This window comes from Tardiphaga sp. 862_B3_N4_1 (assembly GCF_051811085.1).
GTDB classification, from domain to species: Bacteria; Pseudomonadota; Alphaproteobacteria; order Rhizobiales; family Xanthobacteraceae; genus Tardiphaga; species Tardiphaga robiniae.
The window spans coordinates 505,982-527,089 of record NZ_JBPWQB010000001.1 but is presented as its reverse complement, the minus strand read 5'-3'; the positions used below and the strand labels follow the sequence as shown (position 1 = coordinate 527,089).

Below are 21,108 nucleotides of genomic sequence, written 5' to 3'. Positions count from 1 at the left end.
TCGTGTCTAAATTTCATGCAGCGGTATTTTGTCGCTGGTTTTAACCCTCGCACCGATTGACCTTGAATCCGCCGCCTTGCTGTTCCATATCAATCGAACGACCTAGAGAATCATCAGGTCCTTGCGAGCCGCGTGTTCTGATCCCGTCTTTACTCTGATCTCCTCAGGGCAGTTCGACGGTTTCTGGCTTGCCCCTTCAGCTAACCAGAACTGACGCCCCAAACACGCGGGTGTCCCAGACACACTCGCGCGCTCCCTGGCCCCATGGTCTTTGAATCATGGCCGGGCGCCTGCTTTCACTTTGGAAAGATTAATCTTTTGACCACCTTTCAGGAATTCGGCCTCGCCGATCCCATCACCCGTGCGCTTAAAGAAGAAAACTACACGACCCCGACCCCGATCCAGGCCCAGACCATCCCGATTGCCATTACCGGGAAGGACGTGATCGGTATCGCCCAGACCGGCACCGGCAAGACCGCTTCCTTCGCGCTTCCCATCCTTCACCGCCTGCTCGAGAACCGCATCAAGCCGCAGCCCAAGACCTGCCGCGTGCTGGTGCTGAGCCCGACCCGCGAACTCTCCGGCCAGATCCTCGACTCGTTCAACGCCTATGGGCGCCATATGCACCTCGCATCGGCGCTGGCCATCGGCGGCGTGCCGATGGGCCGTCAGGTCCGTTCGCTGATGCAGGGCGTGGACGTCCTCGTCGCCACCCCGGGCCGCCTGCTCGACCTCGTACAGAGCAACGGCCTGAAGCTCAACATGGTTGAGTTCCTGGTGCTCGACGAAGCCGACCGCATGCTCGACATGGGCTTCATCAACGACATCCGCAAAGTCGTCGCCAAGCTCCCGGTCAAGCGCCAGACGCTGTTCTTCTCGGCCACCATGCCGAAGGACATCGCCGATCTTGCCGAAGCAATGCTCAAGGATCCGGCCCGCGTCGCGGTGACCCCCGTCGCCTCCACCGTGGAGCGCATCAGCCAGCGGATCATGCTGGTCGATCACTCCGCCAAGCCGACGATCCTTGCCCAGATCCTCAAGACCGAGACGGTTGACCGCGCACTGGTGTTCACCCGCACCAAGCACGGCGCCGACAAGGTCGTGAAGGGGCTCGAGCGCGCCGGCATCGCCGCCGCCGCGATCCACGGCAACAAGTCGCAGAACCACCGCGAGCGCACGCTGGCCCAGTTCCGCACCGGCGAAATCCGCACCCTGGTGGCCACCGACATCGCCGCCCGCGGCATCGACGTCGACGGCATCACCCATGTGGTAAACTTCGACCTGCCGAATATTCCGGAAACCTATGTCCACCGAATCGGCCGTACGGCCCGTGCCGGACGCGAAGGCATCGCAATCTCGCTTTGCGCGGGCGAGGAAATGGCGTATCTGCGCGATATTGAAAAGCTGATCCGCATTTCGCTTCCGAAGGAAGACCGCCGCACCCCAGGCCGCAACGACGTGGGGCCGTCGCCTTCCCAGAACCGTGGCGGTCAGCGCAACGGTCGCTCCGCCCCGCACGCACCACGCAGCAATGACGGAGCGCCCGGCAAGAACGCGCGCAATCGTCGTCGTCCTCATGGCGGCAACGGCGGCGCATCGCAGCCGAACCGCGATCATGGTCGGAACGAGAATGCGAGACACGAGAATGCACGGCATGAGCCGATCTCACGTCCGGCCAACCAGGCTGGAACTGCGACCAAAGAAGGGATGCAGGGCGTTGCCTTCCTGCACCGCGAAAGCCGACCGAATACAACCCCGAACCGCACCCAGCGGCCACGCTAACAGCCGATCGATCTGGAGCTAACAATGGCCAAAGAAGAGCTGATCCAGTTCGAAGGACTGGTGACCGAAATCCTCCCCGATGCACGCTATCGCGTGCAATTGGACGCAGGACACGAAATCGTCGCCTACACCGCCGGCAAGATGAAGAAGAACCGCATCAAGACGCTGGCCGGCGACCGCGTGACCATCGAGATGTCGCCCTACGATCTCGAAAAGGGTCGTCTGATTTTCCGCCACAAGGACGAGCGTCCCGGCGGTCCTCCGCGTGGCGCACCGCCGCGCGGTCAGTTCCGTCGCCGCTAACCGCATCCAGCGATTAAACTGTCCACAGTTTAAAATCGCAACGACAACCCATCCGCGCATCGGATCACTCGCGATGCGCGGATGGGTAAGCGTTCCTGACCGTTCGTGCGCAATCAAAAAATCGTGCGCGTCAGGATTGTTTTGAGGGGGCGCTTCCCCTAATATGAGTTAATCGATTTTCGGCCGGACGACATTATCTATCCCCCGGTGCAGCCGGTCTAGACTGACGACCCTTCCAAAAATTCGATGTCACCAGCCCACATCTGTTGCGTGGGCTACACTATATCTTTGAGAAGGGACTACCCCCATGAGCATGGGAACAGTGAAGTGGTTTAACGCGACCAAGGGCTTCGGCTTCATTCAGCCAGACGATGGTGGCAACGACGTGTTCGTTCACATCAGCGCCGTTGAGCGTGCCGGTCTCGGCACCCTGCGTGAAGGCCAGAAGATCAGCTACGAAATCGTTGCTGACCGTCGTTCCGGCAAGTCGTCGGCCGACAATCTTCGCGCCGCAGGCTAAACGTCACTCGCAAGCTTGATGCTTGCGCATTGATCGACTGAATACGAAAAGGCCGCGCTCTTGAGCGCGGCCTTTTTGCTGAAGCATGATCCGGGAAAGTGGACCGACGATCGTTCGCTGCAACTACAAATGCGCAGCGCATGATCGCAAGTTACGGCGTGCAGCTCGTCACCATCACGACGCATGACGTTTGCCGCGGTCGCGTGAACATCGCATCGGACAGCGCGAGCCCGCCCTTCGGCACGACCCAGCCGATCGTCGGCACGTAGTCATAGTTGGCCTCGCCGAGGATCAGATACTGGTTCGGCAGATAGTTCCCGTTGGCGTCCTTGACGATCAGATTGGTGGGAACCGATACGATGTCGTTCACTTTCCTGACCACTTTCCCGACAAGAAAATCGCCGCGCGTCCACACCACCTTGGCGATCTTGGTCGACGGATCGATATATACCTGACTGATCGACGCCTTGAGCTGCGTCTTGTCATAGGGCGTCAGCATCGCATCGGCGATGATGAAGAAATTCGAGACATCGGTTTCCGCCAGTGTCGTGTAACGTGACGCCAGGTCGGCCATGCCCTGTGAGATCTGGCTGACTTTGCGATCGATGGCAAAGCCGTTGGTAAGGTCCAGCATGCCGAAGAACATCAGGAATATCAGCGGAATGATCATCGCGAACTCGACCGCGGAGACGCCTCTCGTATCGTCTCGCAACAGCAAGGCCCGTCGCCAGGCTGCCAGTGCTGCCATCCGCACGCGCATTGTCCCGATCCCTGCCATCACTGCGGCCCGGTAGCCGCTGTCGCGGCCAGCAATCGCTTGTTGGTGGTCTTTAAGCGATCGATATTAGCGATGTTGTAGCCGAGGCCCGTCACATAGAGCGGCCACTGATAGAAGGCGCGCACGACCACCGTCTTGCTGGTCGGACAGGCCGGCGGCTCGTAGACGAAATTCGTCGACACGTAGTTGCCGCCGGCGTCGATCGGATTCGAAATGTTGATCGTTGTGCCGGGATCGTACGAGCGCACGTCGATGTCGATCTTGGCGCAATCCATCAGCGCCGATGTGCGCGCGCAGATCGGCGTTTTGAAATCGACGACTTTAGCTGCAGCGGAACACGTATAGACCGACCGCGCACCATCCTCGACAGCGGTTTCAAGGACCTGACCGGCGAAGAACACCATGCCGGTTTCCATGATGGCAAAAATCAGCGCGAAGAAGACCGGCGCAATCATAGCGAATTCGACCGCGGCCGAGCCGCTGCTGTTATGGCCGAAGCGGCGCAGCCGCCCGGCGAGCGTCGCCATCGAGATCAGCGGTAGCAGCATCTGCAAGTGCCTCGGTGATAGGAAGTAACTACCGCCGAGATGTATCGGAAACAGATTGTTGAAGTGTTTCGCCGGATCGAGACAACACGGCTCGATGCGTTAACCCGCAATTAACCATGTGGCAGGACGCTTGCGATGGTCCGGCGGGATTGGTCTGACCGACGAAAAGTGGTGGCTTAGTTGCTCCTCGCCCCTATCGTCGCGGCCTGACTGCCGATGGCGCCGGCCTGATCCATCGTCGACTTGAAGAAGGTTTCCCCGTCACCCAGCGTCAAACGCCGCTCGCAATTCGCCGCGCAGCTATAGGTCTCCCGGCTCATACCGCGATAGACCGTCACGACCTTGTCGGTCGGCCCTTCCACCTGAATAACGCGGTCCATCAGCACGGAGCCCTGGCGATCAATGGCAATCACATTGGTGGCGCCATAGCTCTTGCCGGTGATGACAACCATGCCGCCGGCCTGCAGCGTCACATCGGCGATCAAGGGGTTGCCGACCACGATGGTCGCGATCTTCTCGGGAAATTTGACGAGCCTGGCCTGATCGACGCTGACTGCGATCAGATCATTCGCAGGGGCCGCAAGACCGCCCACCGGCAACAGCATGGTCCCTGCCGCCAGAGCACGGACCACAAACACCGCGCGCATCCGCGCGCGCTTCGACTGAAACGACATCCTGTACTCCGGGACGATACAAGCCGACAAAAGCAGATACGCAGCGGTGCCGGCGCCCGACATGGCAAATGTGCCGTTAATTGATGAAGGAACTGGAAACGGCGGTGGCAGGGTGCATGATGGACGCTGTCCCGGCTTAGGAAGCCTGGATTGACTGGCATTCCGGGGCACTCGAAGGCGGCGAGGCCACTGCAGTGAGAACCTCAACCACGCCACCTGGAGCGGCGGGGAATCTCGACATGTTCAGCGCAAAACAGATCGGGATTCCGGGTTCGCGCACGTAAAGATGCGCGCACGCCCCGGAATGACAGTGTGGGGCGGCAAGACAGCGCCCAAACATTTTTTCCTATCTCCCGTTGACACCATCCCTATAAGGTTTATATTCCCCTTCGTCCTGCCCCACCGAGAGGGGCGATCGCGATCGTCACGTTCGCGGGGCAGGATGCGGTGGACGCCGGAGATGCGGCGTCACGCGGTTTGGGGGTGACGTCTGTCTTCGGGCAGGACGGATCTGCGCCAGCACTGTCACTGGCAGGAGACGGCCGACCTTCGGATGGAAAGACTCCTGGACAGTGTGACGGACGACCAAGTCAAAACGTGTCCGGCCTAGTCGCTTGAGGCTCCCTTCCCATCGCCTTGGGACTTTAATTCGCGATCGGAGCGTTCGTCGAGGCAAAGTGCAAGCAACCGAAAAAACACCGCAGGCGGAACGCTGGGCAATCGCTCGTGCTTCCGAAAGTCCTGATGCATTACCCCTTGCGGAAGACCGCATCGGCATCAGGCCCAAGGGTGCATCGGGCACCCGGCGTTCCGCACGCCCTCTCACAAGGGGGCGGGAATGCAAGAGACGACGGCGCCCCCGCGCCGCAAACAATGGGGGCGATGACGCATGTCTGAAGAGCAGTGGCTGTTTGACAGTTGAATCAGCGATGACGCACAGGCGCCAGAGGCATCCCTCCCCCAAGCGCGGTTACGCCGCGCTTGGGGGAGGGAAAAGATAGAGCGCGCTACTGCTTGAACGGATAGGCGAGTTGCCCGGTGAATTCGGTCGGCAAAGGCTCGCCGTCGACACCGTAATTGTCCGGCAGTTCACCCTTCGGCATGCGGAAGGTCCCGAACATGATGTCCCAGATCGGAAACGTGCCGGCGAAATTGGTATTACCGCCGCGCTCCAGCGACGTGTGGTGCCAGCGGTGGAACACCGGCGTCGCCAGCACATATTTGAACGGCCCGAGGGTCCAGTTCAGATTGGCGTGCACGAAAGCCGAGTGGAAGGTCGTGAACGGGCCGACCCACAGCATGATGTTCGGCGAGATACCGGCCATCAATAGCAGCACGTCGACCGCGACGGTGCCGAGAAACAGGTTGACCGGATGAAACCGTGCAGCGGAGATCCAGTCGATCTCTTCCGACGAATGATGGATGGCGTGGTACTTCCAGAAGCCGCCGCCGTGATACATCCGGTGCAGCCAGTAGAGCATGAAGTCGGACACCACGAGGAAGAAGATCCCCTGTACCCAGAGCGGCATCTGCGCCAGCGGCCCGTGGCCGTTGTCGTAGAAGGCAATCAGTTCATCGGCATCGTGAATATTGAAGACGACGGCAGCGCCGACCACGAGGAGTCCGATCCGCACGACGCGGGTGATCAGCGGCACGAAGAACCAGTAGACCACGTCGGTCACGATCTCCGTCTTGCGCCACCAGTGCTTGCCGGGATTGCAGGCCCAGAAATGCGTCAGCACCGTAAAGACCACCGCAACAACCAGCGTGATCGGCACCACCTTCATGATGGTCTCGCCGAACATGTTCAGGACTTCCATGGGGAGTATAGTCATCGCGACCTCGTAGGCTCCGGAGGCCAAGAGTTACCGCGGTATGCTTAAGGAGCGATGAAGCGAAAAGGACACGCCTGGTGTCATCACACCCAAGTCATTCTAAAATCGCTTTAAGTAGGTATTTACCGTGCAAAAGAAGAGACAAATGCGACCGACTTTCATCAATCGAATTAACCGCACTGCAATTCCCCACTCCTAGTGTTCCCTCATGGTCACGGTGCTGAGAACGCCGGGGAGACCAGGCATCACGATCGACAGCCACGTGCACATATGGAGTTTTGTATTATGAAGAACCTCGTTTCGCGTTTCATGAAGGATGAGTCCGGCGCCACCGCTATCGAATACGGCCTGATTGCTGCCGGCATCTCGCTGGCCATCATCGCGGTCGTTAACGGCCTCGGCTCGAACCTGAACGGCAAGTTCACCTCGATCAACGGCTCGCTCAAGTAAGCGACTGTTACGAGTGCATCAAAGGCTCCGGTGTCCGGAGCCTTTTTTGTTTCGGGATGCTGCTGAGCCGTCGTCGTCAAAAGTGTAATGCGTATGAGACACCCCGACATTCCCCGCTCCGTCCTGCAGGGACTTCAGATCTCGCTCCGCGACCCCGCCGGCCTGGTCTGCGCCGCATTGATTCTCGCGCTGGTCGCCGTCGCGATTCGGATCGCCAGCGTTTGGTAAATTCTTTCTTGTTGTCCGATTGTTCATTTCTGCTGGCTAGGTTTTCCGTCGTCGCCGTAACGGGCCCTTGAAGCCATGATCCTCGATTTGACGCGCCTCCTGCTGTTCCCGGGCCTGATGGCCTATGCGGCGATCAGCGACCTTTTCACGATGACCATTTCGAACCGTATCTCGCTGCTGCTGGTGGCGGGCTTCGCCGTGCTGGCGATCTTCGGTGGGATGGGTCTTCACGATGCGCTGTCGCATCTCGGCGCGGGGGCGACCGTGCTGGTAGTCGCTTTCGCCTGTTTTGCGTTCGGCTGGATCGGCGGCGGCGATGCCAAGCTCGCCGCAGCTGCGGGACTGTGGTTCGGCTTCGACCATCTCCTGAACTACCTCCTTTACGCCTCGCTGTTCGGCGGCGCGCTCACATTGCTGCTGCTCCAGTTCCGGCAGTGGCCGCTGCCCTATGCGCTCGGCGGCCAGGCCTGGCTGATGCGTCTGCATCACAAGGAAACCGGCATCCCCTACGGTATTGCCCTCGCCCTCGGCGCACTGCTCGTTTACCCCGACACCGGATGGGTGAAGACGATCGACCTGGCGCGTCTCGCGCTTCACTAAGATCGGAACTTTCTATTAACGCGATTTAGATACCGCTCATTAACCATGCTTTGACGAATAACTGGTCAACTCCCGTTACAGCGGCGGCAGCGTCGCGGCGTAATGTGGAAAGTTGAAGCGTATGAATACCGCACGCATTGTGGTCCTCGCCATTGCACTCGGCGCTGGCAGTGTGGCGCTATATCTTGCGAGCACATCAGACGCACCGCCGCCCCCTCAGGTCGCCGAAGCCCCGACAACTGACGTTCTCGTTGCCAAGGCCGATATCGCGCTCGGTCAGGCGCTCGGTCCCGATGATGTCCAGTGGCAGTCCTGGCCCGCATCAGCGGCGAGCACCAATGTCATCAGCCGTAACAGCCGCCCGGACGCAGCGACGCAAATCGCTGGCTCCATCGCGCGGTCGGCCTTCATTGCCGGCGAACCGATCCGCGAACCGAAACTGGTACGCGCCAATGGCGCTGGCTTCATGGCCGCCGTTCTGCCGACCGGCATGCGCGCCGTCTCCACCGAAATTTCGCCGGAAACTGGCGCCGGCGGCTTCATCCTGCCAAACGACCGCGTCGACGTGATCCTGTCGAAGCGCGAACGCGGTACGGATCGCAGCGGCATTGAGGTCATCAACTCCGAGATCATCCTGAACAATATCCGCATCCTCGCCATCGATCAGGCGCCCAAGGAAAAGGACGGTCAGAACTCAGTCGTCGGCAAGACCGCAACGCTCGAATTGAAGCCCGAACAGGCCGAGTTGCTCGCCCGCGCGCGGCAGAGCGGCACGATCTCACTGGCATTGCGGGCCCTGGTCGACGCTAACGCGCCTGCGCCGGTTGAAGATCCCAATGGCGGTAAGCGCGACAGTATTAGCATCGTGCGTTACGGCATCCCGTCGACCGCGACCATGACGAAGTGATCAAGAGGACGCAGGCGATGAAGCGCATCACAACAGGCGGATCGATGCGGGCTCTTGCAGCCCGCGCGCTGTCGCTCACCGCCATCACGGCGCTCACGATCAATCCCGTATTGACGCCCGTTTTCGCGGCCGACTCCGCATCCATGCAAGCCGGCAGCGCCGGCGCCTTGAACGCAAAATTCCTGCCGCTCGGCATCGGCAAGTCGATCGTTATCGACCTGCCGCGCGACATCAAGGATGTGCTGGTCGCCGATCCCAAGATCGCCAACGCCGTCGTGCGTTCGGCGCAGCGCGCCTACATCATCGGTGCGACCGTAGGCCAGACCAACATCGTATTCTTCGACGTCAACGGCCAGCAGATCGCCGCCTATGATATCGCCGTCACGCGCGACCTGAATGGTATTCGGGCCGCGCTCAAGCAGACTATGCCCAATACGGATATTCGCATCGAAGGTCTCGGCGAGGGCGTGATGCTGTCGGGTACGGCATCGAGTCAGGTCGAAGCGCAGCAGGCCGCGGACCTCGCGGCGCGCCTCGTCGGCGGCATGGACAAGGTCGTGAACAGCATCTCGGTGCGCGGGCGTGATCAGGTCATGCTCAAGGTCACCGTTGCGGAAGTCCAGCGCAACATTGTCAAGCAGCTCGGCGTCGATCTGTCGGCATCGATGAGCTACGGCACGTCCGTCGTCAACTTCAACAATAGCAACCCGTTCACGGCGCGCGGCGGCAGCCTGGTCTCCGATAATGCCCTCAAGGCATCCTTCGGATCGACGCCATCCGTCACGGCGACGCTGAAAGCGATGGAAAACGCCGGCGTCATCCGGACGCTTGCCGAGCCCACGCTGACCGCGATCTCCGGCGAGACCGCCAATTTCCTTGCGGGTGGTGAATTCCCGGTCCCCGGCGGCAATACCTGCGATCCCACGACGCGGATCTGCACGACGCAGATCACCTTCAAGAAATTCGGTATTTCGCTGGGCTTTACGCCGGTGGTTCTGAGCGAAGGTCGTATCAGCCTGCGTGTCGGCACCGAAGTTTCCGAGCTATCGCAGGAAAATTCCGTCACGATCAGCGGAACCTCGATCCCGGCGATCAAGGTCAACCGTGCGGACACCACGCTCGAGATTCCGTCCGGCGGTTCGATGGTGATGGCCGGCCTTATCAAGCAGCAGACCAAAGCGGCCATCAGCGGCCTGCCGGGCATGTCGCAATTGCCTGTGCTGGGCACGCTGTTCCGCAGCCGGGATTACGTCAACAACAACACCGAGCTGATGGTCCTGGTCACGCCCTATGTGGTCCGCGCCGTCGCGCAGAAGGATCTCTCGCGTCCGGATGACGGCTTCGTGGATGCATCCGATCCGCAGGCCGATCTGCTCGGCAACGTCAACCGCATCTATGGCGCACCGCACCGCACCGAGCCGACCCAACCGACGCGCAGCTATCGCGGCGTTTTCGGCTTCATCACGGATTGAGACGGGGCAAGTATCCGATGACCATGATCAATCACACAGCGATACACTCTTCGCGCACGCGGGCTGCCACCGGCGCGCTGCTGTTCCTGGCGCTTGCGCTCGGCGGCTGCAAGACCGTTGCGCAGGACACCACGTCGAGCATACCGGACGATTACCGGCTGCGGCATCCCATCGTTGTCGAAGAACGGGCCAAGACCACCGAGGTCTTCGTCGGTAGCCAGCGCGGCGGCCTGTCGGCCACACAGCGCGCGGATGTCATATCGCTCGGTCAGGACTGGTTACGCGAAGGCACCGGCGTCATCACCGCGGAGGTGCCGGTCAATACACCGAATGCACGCGCCGCCAAAGAGTCTTATCGTGAGGTTCATTCACTCCTGATGGCGATCGGCGTGCCGCAGAACGGCGTCCTGATGCGCAGCTATCAGCCGAGTGATCCGCGTATGTTGCCGACCATCCGCGTCAGCTACCCGCTGATCGCGGCTTCGGCTGGTCCGTGCGGCACTTGGCCCGACGACCTTGCGTCGTCGATCAAGAACAAGGGCTATCTCGCGAACAAGCCGTACTACAATCTCGGCTGTGCACAACAACGCAATCTCGCCGCCATGGTCGCCAATCCTTCGGATCTGGTTCAGCCGCGCGCCGAAACCCCTGTCTATGCGGGCCGACGTACGTTCGTGTTGGACAAGTATCGCAAGGGTGAGAGCACCGCGACGACCTATCCCGAAGACAAGACCAAAATCAGCAATGTGGGCCAATGATTAGCTACGCGCAGAAAACCGCAGACGAGCAGCCCTCCGCCGCAACACCCGCGGCAGAGGAGCATATTGCTCCGGCACCGCGGGTGTCGGTGCAGGCGTTCTGCGAGACCGTGGAAACCGCTGCCGCTGTGCAGGCCGCCGCCGAGGACAGGCGCCTGGGCAAGGCTCACATCAAGATCCAGATGGGCGGCATGCCTGCGGCCATCGAGGCCTATCGATCGGCACCGACGCCGAACGTCATTGTTCTCGAGACCGAACCGCGCGGCGACATTCTCGCTGGCCTGGATCAACTGGCGACGGTTTGCGATTCCGGCACCCGCGTGGTGGTGATCGGCAAGGTCAACGATGTCACGCTCTACCGCGAGCTCGTTCGTCGCGGCGTCAGCGACTACGTGATCGCGCCTGTTGCGACTATCGACGTCGTTCGTTCGATCTGCGGACTGTTCTCGGCGCCGGAAGCCAAGGCGGTCGGCCGTATCATTGCCGTAGTCGGCGCCAAGGGCGGCGTCGGCGCGTCCACCATCGCTCACAACGTCGCCTGGGCGATCGCGCGCGATCTGGCACTGGACTCCGTTGTCGCCGACCTCGATCTTGCCTTTGGAACCGCCGGGCTGGACTACAACCAGGACCCGCCGCAAGGCATCGCCGACGCAGTGTTTTCGCCGGATCGTGTCGACACCGCCTTCATCGATCGTCTGCTGTCGAAGTGCACCGACCATCTCAGCCTGCTGGCTGCCCCCGCCACGCTGGACCGCGTCTACGATTTTGGCGCCGAGGCCTTCGACTCGATCTTTGACACGCTGCGGTCAACAATGCCCTGCATCGTGCTCGACGTGCCGCATCAATGGTCGGGCTGGACCAAGCGGGCCCTGATCGGCGCGGACGACATCCTGATCGTTGCAGCACCGGATCTCGCCAACCTGCGCAATACCAAGAACATGTACGATCTGATCAAGGCCTCACGCCCCAATGATCGCGCACCGCTGTACTGCCTCAATCAGGTCGGCGTTCCAAAGCGGCCCGAAATCAGCGCCAGCGAATTCGCCAAGGCCATCGAGACACCGCCGATCGTCACGATCCCGTTCGATCCGCAGATGTTCGGCTCGGCCGCCAACAACGGGCAGATGATTGCCGAAATTGCCGCCGGTCATCGCACCACCGAACTCTTTCTGCAAATTGCGCAGCGGCTGACGGGCCGCGGCGAGGCCAAGAAGCCACGAGGATCCTTCCTGGGTCCGTTCCTGGAGAAGTTGCGGTCGAAATAATCCGCCGCATGGAGTGTTGTCGTGTTTGGTAAGCGTAGCGGAACAGATACCGATGTCCGGGCCGTCAAACCCGCCAGCGCGCCGGAGCCCTCTCCCGGCGCGATGGCTGCGTCTGCGCCACCAGCTGTGTCATCGCCGCCGCTGTCACCCGCTCGCGCCGCACCTGCCCCCGTCATCGCAGAGCGCCGCTCCGAAAATTACTATCAGGTCAAAGCGACGATTTTCGGCGCCCTGATCGAGGCGATCGACCTCGCGCAGCTCGCCAAGCTCGACGGCGAATCCGCGCGCGAGGAAATCCGCGACATCGTCAACGAGATCATCGCGATCAAGAACATCGTGATGTCCATTGCCGAGCAGGAAGAACTGCTCGACGACATCTGCAACGACGTGCTCGGTTACGGGCCGCTCGAGCCGCTTCTGGCGCGCGACGACATCGCCGACATCATGGTCAATGGTGCCGGCACGGTGTTCATCGAAGTCGCCGGCAAGATCCAGAAGACCGGCATCCGCTTCCGCGACAATCAGCAGTTGCTGAATATCTGCCAGCGCATCGTCAGCCAGGTCGGCCGCCGCGTCGATGAATCCTCACCGATCTGCGACGCTCGTCTTGCCGACGGCTCGCGCGTCAACGCCATCGTGCCGCCGCTGGCCATCGATGGTCCTGCGCTGACGATTCGTAAGTTCAAGAAGGACAAGCTGACGCTCGAGCAGCTGGTCAAATTCGGCGCGATCTCGCCGGACGGCGCCCAGATCCTTCAGATCATCGGCCGCTGCCGCGCCAACGTGCTGATCTCCGGCGGTACCGGTTCGGGCAAGACCACGCTGCTGAACTGTCTCACCAACTATATCGACGACGACGAGCGCATCATCACCTGCGAAGACGCCGCTGAACTTCAGCTGCAGCAGCCCCACGTGGTGCGGCTCGAAACCCGGCCGCCGAACATCGAGGGCGAAGGCCAGGTCACGATGCGCGAACTGGTGCGTAACTGTCTGCGTATGCGTCCGGAGCGGATCATCGTCGGCGAAGTCCGCGGACCCGAGGCATTCGACCTGTTGCAGGCGATGAATACCGGCCATGACGGCTCGATGGGCACCCTCCACGCCAACAATCCGCGTGAAGCGCTGTCGCGCTGCGAATCCATGATCACCATGGGTGGCTTCTCGCTGCCCTCGCGCACCATTCGCGAAATGATCTGCGCGTCGATCGACGTCATCGTACAGGCCGCCCGTCTGCGCGACGGCTCGCGCCGCATCACGCACATCACCGAGGTGATGGGCATGGAAGGCGACACCATCATTACGCAGGACCTGTTCGTCTACGACATGGTCGGTGAAGACGCCAACGGCAACATCATCGGACGGCACCGCTCGACCGGCATTGGCCGCCCGCGGTTCTGGGATCGTGCCCGCTATTACGGCGAGGAGAAGCGGCTCGCGGCGGCGCTCGATGCTGCCGAAGTCATAGCGCCGAACTGAGGAGCGAATGATGAACATGCAGGCGCTCGCATTGGCATTCATGGCCAGCATCGCTGTCGGCGGTCTGGCCTGGGTTTTTCTCTATCCGCTGTTGTCCGGCGAGAAGAAGGCCGAAACCCGCCGTGCATCGGTCGCGCGGACGGAGCCCGTGGCGCGCCAGGTCGACAGAAACCAGCGGTCCCGGCGCGAGCAGGTCGAAGGATCTCTCAAGGAAGTCGAAGCACGTCTCCAGAAGGAAAAGAAGATCCCGCTCGGAATCCGGATCGCGCAGGCCGGCCTCGACTGGAGCGACCAGAAATTCATGGTGATCTCCGGCATTCTGGGAGGCGGAAGCTTCCTAATGACCATGATGTTTGGCGGCGGTCTGCTCGCGGCCGCCGGTCTCGGATTCGCCGCCGGCTTCGGCCTGCCGCGCTGGATTCTCAGCTTTCTCAAGAAGCGGCGCGAAGCCGCATTCCTCAAGGCGCTGCCGGATGCCGTCGACGTCATCGTTCGCGGTATCAAAGCCGGCCTGCCGCTGTTCGATTCGATCAAGGTTGTCGCCGCCGACGCGTCCGAACCCCTGCGCAGCGAATTTCTTGCCATCATCGAAACTCAGACCATAGGTATGCCGCTCGGCGATGCTTGTGCGCGGCTCTATGAGCGCATGCCGCTTCCGGAGGCCAACTTCTTCGGCATCGTCATCGCGATTCAGCAGAAGTCGGGTGGCAACCTCTCGGAAGCTCTTGGCAATCTCTCCAAAGTGCTGCGCGACCGCAAGAAGATGGCCGAGAAAATCCAGGCCATGTCGATGGAAGCCAAGGCGTCCGCCGGTATCATCGGCTCGCTGCCGCCGATCGTGATGTTGCTCGTCTATCTCAGCACGCCTGAATATATTTCGCTGCTGTGGACCCATCCGACAGGCCGCCTGATGCTGGCGGCCTGCGTGGTCTGGATGTCCTGCGGCATCTACGTCATGAAGCGCATGATCAACTTCGACTTCTGATGGTGCCAGCATGCTCGATCTCCTGATAGCAAAGCTTCACGACATCCGTTTCATGACGATGCTGCTGGCCGCGATCGCGGTTGCGGCAACGGCCTACAGCCTGCTGACGCCGCTATTCGCCGGCGATGGCCTCGCCAAGCGAATGAAAGCGGTCGCCAGCGAACGGGAGCGGCTGCGGCAGCGCGAGCGGGACCGCATGGCGAAAGGCGAGAGAGTGTCGCTGCGCCAGACGCCGAAGCAGTTGGTCTCCAAGGTCGTGACCGAGTTCAACCTCAGCAAATGGCTGGCGCAGGAAGCCGCGCTCGACAAGCTGGTCATGGCCGGCTATCGCGGCCAAGCGCCCTATATCACCTTCCTGTTCTTCCGCGCCGTCACGCCGATCGTGTTCCTCGTCTTCGCGATCCTCTATGTGTTCGTCATCTCGCGCATGGAACAGTCGATGCCCATCAAGATCGGCATGTGCCTCGGTGCCGCCTATCTTGGCCTGCAGGCGCCGATGATCTTTCTCAAGAATGCAATCACCAAACGCCAGCTTTCGATCCGCCGCGCGTTTCCGGACGCTCTCGATCTGCTGCTGATCTGCATCGAATCCGGCATGTCCATCGAAGTCGCGTTTCGCCGCGTGTCCATCGAGATCGGAACGCAGTCGGTGGCGCTGGCCGAGGAATTCACACTGACCACGGCCGAACTGTCCTATCTGCAGGATCGCAAGGTTGCATATGAGAACCTCGCAAAGCGTACCGGATTGGAGGGCGTCAAATCAGTCTGTCTGGCGCTAATGCAGTCGGAACGCTACGGCACTCCGCTCGGTCAGAGCCTTCGCGTGATGGCGCAGGAAAACCGCGACATGCGCATGAACGAAGCCGAGAAGAAGGCCGCCGCGCTGCCGCCGAAGCTGACGGTGCCGATGATCCTGTTCTTCCTGCCGGTTCTGTTCGTCGTCATTCTCGGCCCAACGGGCATCAAGGTCGCAGCGATGCAGTGAGGCCGGTGAGCTTGGCCTTGCTCAACGTCATTGCGAAATTTGACCTGCGAGAAATTACGACCGACGCGGCGCGTCGTCGTCCCGGGCGCCCAGGCGGGGCTGACCTTTACTGCTCAGCATCTGCTTGAGATAGGCGACATTCGCCGCTGCTTCGTCTGGGGGCAGGTCAGCCCTCACGATAGATTCCGCTTCACCGAACCGGCCCTGCAGGCCAACCACGAGACCGAGATTCTGGCGAACGCGCGGATCGACATTGCCGCGGCCCTGCGCGCGGCGCAGCGTCGCCTCGGCCTGCGGCAGATCCTTCGAGAGCATGTAGGACAGACCGAGATTGGAGAGCACGGACGACTCCTCCGGCCTGATCTTCAGCGCGCTGTCGTAGTAACGGCGGGCTTCGTCATGCCTCCCCATCTGGTCAAGGACGGCGCCCTGTGCCGACAGGATACGCCAGTCCGGATTGGCTGGGCTATGTGCGGTGGTCAGCACATCGAAGGCGCGCTGGAAGCTGCCGGCGTCGGCCAGCGCGCGGCCGTAGCCTGCCAGCAGCGGCCTGTTGCCGGGATTCGTCAGCGTCGCCTGTTCGAACACCGAAACGGCCTGGGCCCGCTGGCCGTTGGCCCGGAGCGCCTGGCCGTAACGCAGGGCAGCGTCAGCATCCTTGGGATTGGCGCGATAGCGTTCGCCATAGACTTCGGCAGCACGCGCGGGATCGGTATCGCTTGGTGCTTCCGCCCGAGCGCCAAGGGAACCGGTGATATCGGACATGCCCGCCGTCTTGCAGCCGGCAAGGCCTGCGGCCAGGATCGCGGTCACCGCCGCGGTCGTCAAAAGCCGGGCAAGACAAGGGGGCTGACGCATGACAGGTTGACTCAACAATGGCGCGAACGGGCGGGCCGGACGCCTTCAGCAATAGAGTGTTAACCCTAATGGCTGGTTAATCGGTGCAGACCGCGCCATATCCTCCCATACCGTCGCTTGACGCCCTTTGCGCTTCGGGTGTCATTGCCGCTCCCTTTCGCGAGATTCCGCATATGCATTCCGCCTTCGAGACCGCTGCCGCCGCATCCGCCATACCGATCACCTTCGCGACCAAGACGACCTGGCCCGAAATCAGCGCGGCACTCCCCGCGCGGGCGAGAGCTTTCGCCGCGGCCAACGGTTTTGCGGCGAAGCCCGGCGCGTGGCTGGCGCTGCCAGCAGAGGACGGCGCCATTGCCCAGGTGATCTTCGGACTGGAAGACGACAGCGCGACCTTCCGTGACCTGTTCCGCCCCGGACAGTTGCCTGGCCTGCTGCCGCCCGGCACCTACCGTTTCGCCAACGCCCCCCACGACACCCGCCTCGCCGTACTGGCTTTTGCGCTCGGCAGCTATCGTTTCGGCCGCTATCGCAAGAATGATGAGCCCAAGGCGAAGCTGGTGCCGCCGGATGGTATCGATGTCGCCGATATCAGCCGCATGGCCGAGGCTGCAGCACTGGCGCGCGATCTCATCAATACGCCGTCGAACGATATGGGACCGGAAGAACTCGCCGCGGCCGCCAGGGATCTCGCCACGCGTTTTGGCGCAGAGTTCAACTGCATCGTGGGCGACGACCTCGTGCAACAGAATTTTCCGCTGATCCACGCCGTAGGCATGGCCTCGACGCGCGTGCCACGACTGATCGATTTCTCCTGGGGTGATCCGTCGCATCCTAAAGTGACACTGGTCGGCAAGGGTGTCTGCTTCGACACCGGCGGCCTCGATCTCAAGCCATCGAGCGGCATGCTGATCATGAAGAAGGATATGGGCGGTGCGGCCAATGTTCTCGCGCTGGCGCTGATGGTAATGGACGCCAAGCTGAAAGTGCGGTTGCGCGTGCTGATCCCTGCTGTCGAGAACGCCGTGGCCGGCAATGCCTTTCGTCCGCTTGATATCTTCAAGTCGCGCAAGGGGCCGACGGTCGAAATCGGCAACACCGATGCCGAGGGGCGGTTGGTGCTGGCCGATGCACTGGCCTATGCCGACGAGGAGAAGCCGGACCTGCTGGTCGATCTGGGCACGCTGACCGGCGCTGCACGCGTAGCGCTCGGACCCGATCTACCGCCCTACTACACCAATGACGAGACGCTGGCACTGGACATCGCGCGCTGTGCGAAGGAGCAGAACGATCCGCTCTGGCGACTGCCGCTCTGGGCTCCCTACGATGCCTGGCTCGACTCCAAGGTCGCCAATATCAACAACGCGCCCTCCGGCGGTTTTGCGGGCTCGATCACCTGCGCGCTGTTTCTGCAGCGTTTCGTCGAAGCCGCGAAGAGCTGGCTTCACGTGGATATCTATGGCTGGACGCCGTCGGCGAAACCGGCGCGCCCCGAAGGCGGCGAATGTCAGGCTGCGCGCGCGATCTATCAACTATTGAGCCAACGCTATGGATAAACGCGACCCCAGGCTCACACCCGCGCGGCCAGACGTGGCCGCGCGATATCTTGAAGGTCAGGTCGAGGCCGCACGTTTCGTCGACGGCGAAGAATTCGAGGTTGCCGATGGCGTCGCCTCCATGCGGCTCCAACCATTCTCCGGCGCAGAAATGAATACGCAGGCCTTGAAGGGCGAGCGCTTCACCATCTACGACCGCAACGACGAAGGCTGGGCCTGGGGCCAACTCAATGGCGACGGCTATGTCGGCTGGCTCTCGGATCTCGCACTCTATCCACCCGGGCCGACACCGACACACAAGGTGACCGCGCTCCGGACGTTCCTTTTTCCTGGGCCCTCGATCAAGCTGCCGCCGACAGATACGCTGCCGCTGGGCGCGCGCCTGGCCATCGTCAAGATGACAGATGCGTTTGCGATGACGAATGCCGGACATTGTGTACCGCGGCGGCATGTCGCGGAGATCGATGCGTTCGAAAACGATTTCGTTGCGGTCGCCGAGCACTTCGTCGGCACGCCCTATCTCTGGGGCGGCAAAAGCAGCCTCGGTATCGATTGCTCCGGGCTGGTGCAAATCGCCCTGACCGCCGCGGGAACCGGATGCCCCCGCGACAGCGACATGCAGGAGAGCGGCCTCGGCCGCGCCTTGACAGACGCCGAGATGCGGCATCTGAAGCGCGGCGACCTGATCTTCTGGAAGGGCCACGTCGCCATCGCCCGCGATGCCGACACGATCGTGCATGCCAATGCGCATCACATGGCAACGGCCATCGAGGACACGAAAGACGCCATTGCGCGGATCAGGGCGGCCGGCAGCAATGTCACGAGCATCAAACGGCTGGACTAGGCACCGCGCGCTCGTAGTAGTCCTGCAGTCGGTCACGATGTAGCGCCAACCACTGTAGGGCACTCACCATTAGGCCATTGTGAATTACACCGCTATCCAGCGCCGCGATCGCGTCGTGGATGGAGACCACGAAGGGCCGCGTATCCTCAGTCTCTCCGACGAGGCCGCCCCGAACAGACACTTTGCTGCTGTCGACGAAGCCGAGAAAGAACGTGATATATTCGTCGGTGCAGCCTGGCGTCGGCAGCACGCTATAGAGTTCAAACAAACGCTGCGGCGTTACGCCGATCTCTTCCGCGCATTCTCGCGCAGCGGCGGCGAGCGGCGTTTCATCGCCATCGATCCGCCCGGCGACGATCTCGACCATCTCGCCACGCCCCGTGGCCAGATGCGCCGGCAAACGGAACTGGTGGATCAGTACGATCTTGCCGCGCTCCAGATCGATGGGAATTACTGCTGCCACCTTGCTCGCACGCAGCACGTCGCGCTGCTGCCGCAACGTCTCATCGTCCGCGCGAATGATCGCGATGTCGTACCGTTCGTAGGTCATGAAGCCGCGTCCGACCACCGTCGGGGCCGAGACAGCGACATCGGCAGCACGGTCCGTAATGGTGGGACGGTGATCGTTGTCTTTCGTCATCGTGTCCTACTGCGCAGCATCCCCGCCCGGTGCCGTTTCGATCCTGAACGCTGCGGCAAACAGCGCGCGGGTGTAATCGCTCTTCGGGTTCTTGAACAGCTCGGCCGCCGGCCCTTCCTCGACCACCTTGCCATGGCGCATCACGATGAGATGGCTGGCCAGTGACGCGACCACGCGCAGGTCATGCGAGATGAACAGATAAGTGAGATCGCGCTTGCGCTGCAGCTCGCGCAGGAGATCGACCATCTGCGCCTGGAACAGCATGTCGAGCGCGCTGGTCGGCTCGTCCAGCACAACGAAGCTCGGCTCCAGCACGGCTGCGCGCGCGATGCTGATGCGTTGGCGCTGGCCGCCGGAGAACTCATGCGGATAGCGGAACCGGGTCTTCGGATCGAGACCGACATCCTGCAGCGCCTTGACGACGCGCGTCTCACGATCCTCCGGCGAAAGAGAAGGCTGATGCACGCTGAGCCCCTCGGCGACGATATCTCCGACTGACATACGCGGCGACAGCGCCCCGAACGGATCCTGAAACACGATCTGCATGTCGCGCCGGATCGGCCGCATGTCCTTGAACTGCAAACCCTGAATGTCCTTGCTGAGGAACACGATCGGCCCCTGCGAGGAAATCAGCCGCAGCAGCGCGAGCCCTAACGTCGTCTTGCCCGAGCCGGACTCACCGACGACGCCCAGCGTCTCGCCCTGCCGCACTTGCAGGCTGACGCCGTCCACCGCTTTTACGTGGCCCACCGTCTTGCGCAGCAAGCCTCGCTTAATCGGGAACCAGACCTTGAGACCGTCCGCCGACATCACCACCGGCGCTTCCGGCCGTGGCGGCGCAGGATCAGGCTTCGGCTCGGCTGCGAGCAGCGCCTTGGTGTAGGCATGCTGCGGCGACGTGAACACCTGCTCCACCGGCCCCTGCTCGACGATCTTGCCATTGTTCATGACGCAGACGGTGTCGGCGATACGGCGGACAATGCCAAGATCGTGGGTGATGAAGAGGAGGCTCATGCCGAGCCGCTGACGAATATCGGCCAGCAGAGCGAGGATCTGCGCCTGCACCGTGACGTCCAGCGCCGTGGTCGGTTCGTCGGCGATCAGCAGATCGGGCTCGTTCGCGAGCGCCATCGCGATCATGACGCGCTGGCGCTGACCGCCAGACAGCTGATGCGGATAGCTGGCGAGACGCGTTTCCGGATCGGGAATGCCGACTTGCGTCAGCAATTCCAGCGTTCGTTCGCGCGGCTTGCTGCCGCGAATGCCGTTATGGAGTTGCAGTATCTCGCCGATCTGCGCACCGATCGTGTGCAGCGGGTTCAGCGAGGTCATCGGCTCCTGGAAGATGATGGAAATATCGTTGCCGCGGATGCCGCGGATCTCGCGCTCCGACATGCTCAGGAGCTCGTGGCCCTTGAAACGGATATGGCCGGACGGATGTGATGCCGTCGGATAGGGCAGCAGCCGCAAGATCGACATGGCGCTTACGGATTTGCCCGAGCCGGACTCGCCCACAAGCGCAACGCACTCGCCCCGTTTTATCTCGAACGACACCCTGTCGACCGCGACCGATGTATTGCCGCCATGGTGGAATGCGACCGAGAGATCGCGCACATCGAGCAGCGGCTGGTTGATGGCATCCAT

General features: G+C 61.8%; 21 protein-coding genes. 14 read left to right on the top strand and 7 right to left on the bottom strand.

Features of this window, described 5'->3' with window-relative positions; all coding sequences use genetic code 11:
* Nucleotides 1–264: 264 nt before the first annotated feature.
* From AB8B02_RS02520 to AB8B02_RS02510, 3 genes are all read left to right on the top strand, one after another.
* Nucleotides 265–1,782: a DEAD/DEAH box helicase gene (locus AB8B02_RS02520; protein WP_120288701.1), complete on the top strand. Its 1,518-nt coding sequence runs from the start codon at nt 265–267 to the stop codon at nt 1,780–1,782.
* 24 nt (nt 1,783–1,806) lie between these two features.
* On the top strand, nt 1,807–2,085 hold the full coding sequence (gene infA, locus AB8B02_RS02515; protein WP_068733922.1) for a translation initiation factor IF-1: 279 nt from the start codon (nt 1,807–1,809) through the stop codon (nt 2,083–2,085).
* 307 nt (nt 2,086–2,392) lie between these two features.
* Entirely contained in the window at nt 2,393–2,605 is a 213-nt protein-coding gene (locus AB8B02_RS02510; protein ID WP_011474122.1) for a cold-shock protein, read from the top strand.
* 151 nt (nt 2,606–2,756) lie between these two features.
* On the opposite strand, the gene AB8B02_RS02505 is transcribed toward AB8B02_RS02510, so the two are convergent.
* The 4 genes from AB8B02_RS02505 to AB8B02_RS02490 all read right to left on the bottom strand — a co-directional run bounded on the left by AB8B02_RS02505 (nt 2,757) and on the right by AB8B02_RS02490 (nt 6,440).
* A complete protein-coding gene (locus AB8B02_RS02505; protein ID WP_320447146.1) occupies nt 2,757–3,365 on the bottom strand; it encodes a TadE/TadG family type IV pilus assembly protein in 609 nt (202 codons plus the stop codon).
* A gap of 17 nt (nt 3,366–3,382) precedes the next feature.
* Nucleotides 3,383–3,931, bottom strand: coding sequence for a TadE/TadG family type IV pilus assembly protein (locus tag AB8B02_RS02500; RefSeq protein ID WP_320447145.1), 549 nt, complete (start codon nt 3,929–3,931; stop codon nt 3,383–3,385).
* 176 nt (nt 3,932–4,107) lie between these two features.
* On the bottom strand, nt 4,108–4,605 hold the full coding sequence (locus AB8B02_RS02495) for a pilus assembly protein N-terminal domain-containing protein (RefSeq protein ID WP_439063014.1): 498 nt from the start codon (nt 4,603–4,605) through the stop codon (nt 4,108–4,110).
* A gap of 1,007 nt (nt 4,606–5,612) precedes the next feature.
* On the bottom strand, nt 5,613–6,440 hold the full coding sequence (locus AB8B02_RS02490) for a sterol desaturase family protein (protein WP_089263571.1): 828 nt from the start codon (nt 6,438–6,440) through the stop codon (nt 5,613–5,615).
* Between the two features lie 285 nt (nt 6,441–6,725).
* Here AB8B02_RS02490 and AB8B02_RS02485 point away from each other — a divergent pair, with 285 nt between their 5' ends.
* The 9 genes from AB8B02_RS02485 (at nt 6,726) to AB8B02_RS02445 (ending at nt 15,566) form a co-directional block, all read left to right on the top strand.
* The gene (locus tag AB8B02_RS02485; RefSeq protein WP_089261533.1) at nt 6,726–6,890 is read left to right on the top strand and encodes a Flp family type IVb pilin; all 165 of its coding nucleotides are present in this window, start codon (nt 6,726–6,728) and stop codon (nt 6,888–6,890) included.
* Between the two features lie 303 nt (nt 6,891–7,193).
* The gene (locus AB8B02_RS02480) at nt 7,194–7,718 is read left to right on the top strand and encodes an A24 family peptidase (protein ID WP_439063013.1); all 525 of its coding nucleotides are present in this window, start codon (nt 7,194–7,196) and stop codon (nt 7,716–7,718) included.
* 121 nt (nt 7,719–7,839) lie between these two features.
* Nucleotides 7,840–8,625, top strand: coding sequence for a Flp pilus assembly protein CpaB (cpaB, locus tag AB8B02_RS02475; RefSeq protein WP_089261538.1), 786 nt, complete (start codon nt 7,840–7,842; stop codon nt 8,623–8,625).
* A 17-nt stretch (nt 8,626–8,642) separates the two neighbouring features.
* Nucleotides 8,643–10,097, top strand: a complete 1,455-nt coding sequence (locus tag AB8B02_RS02470) for a type II and III secretion system protein family protein (protein WP_439063012.1) — start codon at nt 8,643–8,645, stop codon at nt 10,095–10,097.
* Nucleotides 10,098–10,114: 17 nt separating this feature from the next.
* Complete coding sequence (locus AB8B02_RS02465; protein WP_439063011.1) at nt 10,115–10,855, top strand: CpaD family pilus assembly protein; 741 nt, start codon at nt 10,115–10,117, stop codon at nt 10,853–10,855.
* Nucleotides 10,852–12,120, top strand: a complete 1,269-nt coding sequence (locus tag AB8B02_RS02460; protein WP_089261540.1) for an AAA family ATPase — start codon at nt 10,852–10,854, stop codon at nt 12,118–12,120. The genes AB8B02_RS02465 and AB8B02_RS02460 overlap by 4 nt, the downstream gene beginning before the upstream one ends.
* A 21-nt stretch (nt 12,121–12,141) precedes the next feature.
* Nucleotides 12,142–13,596 carry a CpaF family protein gene (locus tag AB8B02_RS02455; protein ID WP_093759229.1) on the top strand — a complete coding sequence of 485 codons (1,455 nt, stop codon included), beginning with the start codon at nt 12,142–12,144 and terminating at the stop codon, nt 13,594–13,596.
* Between the two features lie 10 nt (nt 13,597–13,606).
* The gene (locus AB8B02_RS02450) at nt 13,607–14,581 is read left to right on the top strand and encodes a type II secretion system F family protein (protein WP_309947396.1); all 975 of its coding nucleotides are present in this window, start codon (nt 13,607–13,609) and stop codon (nt 14,579–14,581) included.
* A gap of 10 nt (nt 14,582–14,591) precedes the next feature.
* Nucleotides 14,592–15,566 carry a type II secretion system F family protein gene (locus tag AB8B02_RS02445; RefSeq protein ID WP_175365649.1) on the top strand — a complete coding sequence of 325 codons (975 nt, stop codon included), beginning with the start codon at nt 14,592–14,594 and terminating at the stop codon, nt 15,564–15,566.
* 54 nt (nt 15,567–15,620) lie between these two features.
* Here AB8B02_RS02445 and AB8B02_RS02440 read toward each other — a convergent pair whose 3' ends face one another.
* Nucleotides 15,621–16,424, bottom strand: coding sequence for a tetratricopeptide repeat protein (locus AB8B02_RS02440; protein ID WP_120288694.1), 804 nt, complete (start codon nt 16,422–16,424; stop codon nt 15,621–15,623).
* A gap of 173 nt (nt 16,425–16,597) precedes the next feature.
* Here AB8B02_RS02440 and AB8B02_RS02435 point away from each other — a divergent pair, with 173 nt between their 5' ends.
* Together AB8B02_RS02435 and AB8B02_RS02430 are read left to right on the top strand one after the other, a co-directional pair.
* Complete coding sequence (locus AB8B02_RS02435) at nt 16,598–17,980, top strand: leucyl aminopeptidase family protein (RefSeq protein WP_439057440.1); 1,383 nt, start codon at nt 16,598–16,600, stop codon at nt 17,978–17,980.
* Entirely contained in the window at nt 17,973–18,824 is an 852-nt protein-coding gene (locus tag AB8B02_RS02430) for a C40 family peptidase (protein ID WP_439062423.1), read from the top strand. Before AB8B02_RS02435 ends, AB8B02_RS02430 begins: the two co-directional genes overlap by 8 nt.
* On the opposite strand, the gene AB8B02_RS02425 is transcribed toward AB8B02_RS02430, so the two are convergent.
* A complete protein-coding gene (locus AB8B02_RS02425) occupies nt 18,808–19,464 on the bottom strand; it encodes an NUDIX domain-containing protein (RefSeq protein WP_439062422.1) in 657 nt (218 codons plus the stop codon). The genes AB8B02_RS02430 and AB8B02_RS02425 overlap by 17 nt on opposite strands.
* Nucleotides 19,465–19,470: 6 nt before the next feature.
* Nucleotides 19,471–21,108, bottom strand: coding sequence for an ABC transporter ATP-binding protein (locus AB8B02_RS02420; protein WP_439062421.1), 1,638 nt, complete (start codon nt 21,106–21,108; stop codon nt 19,471–19,473).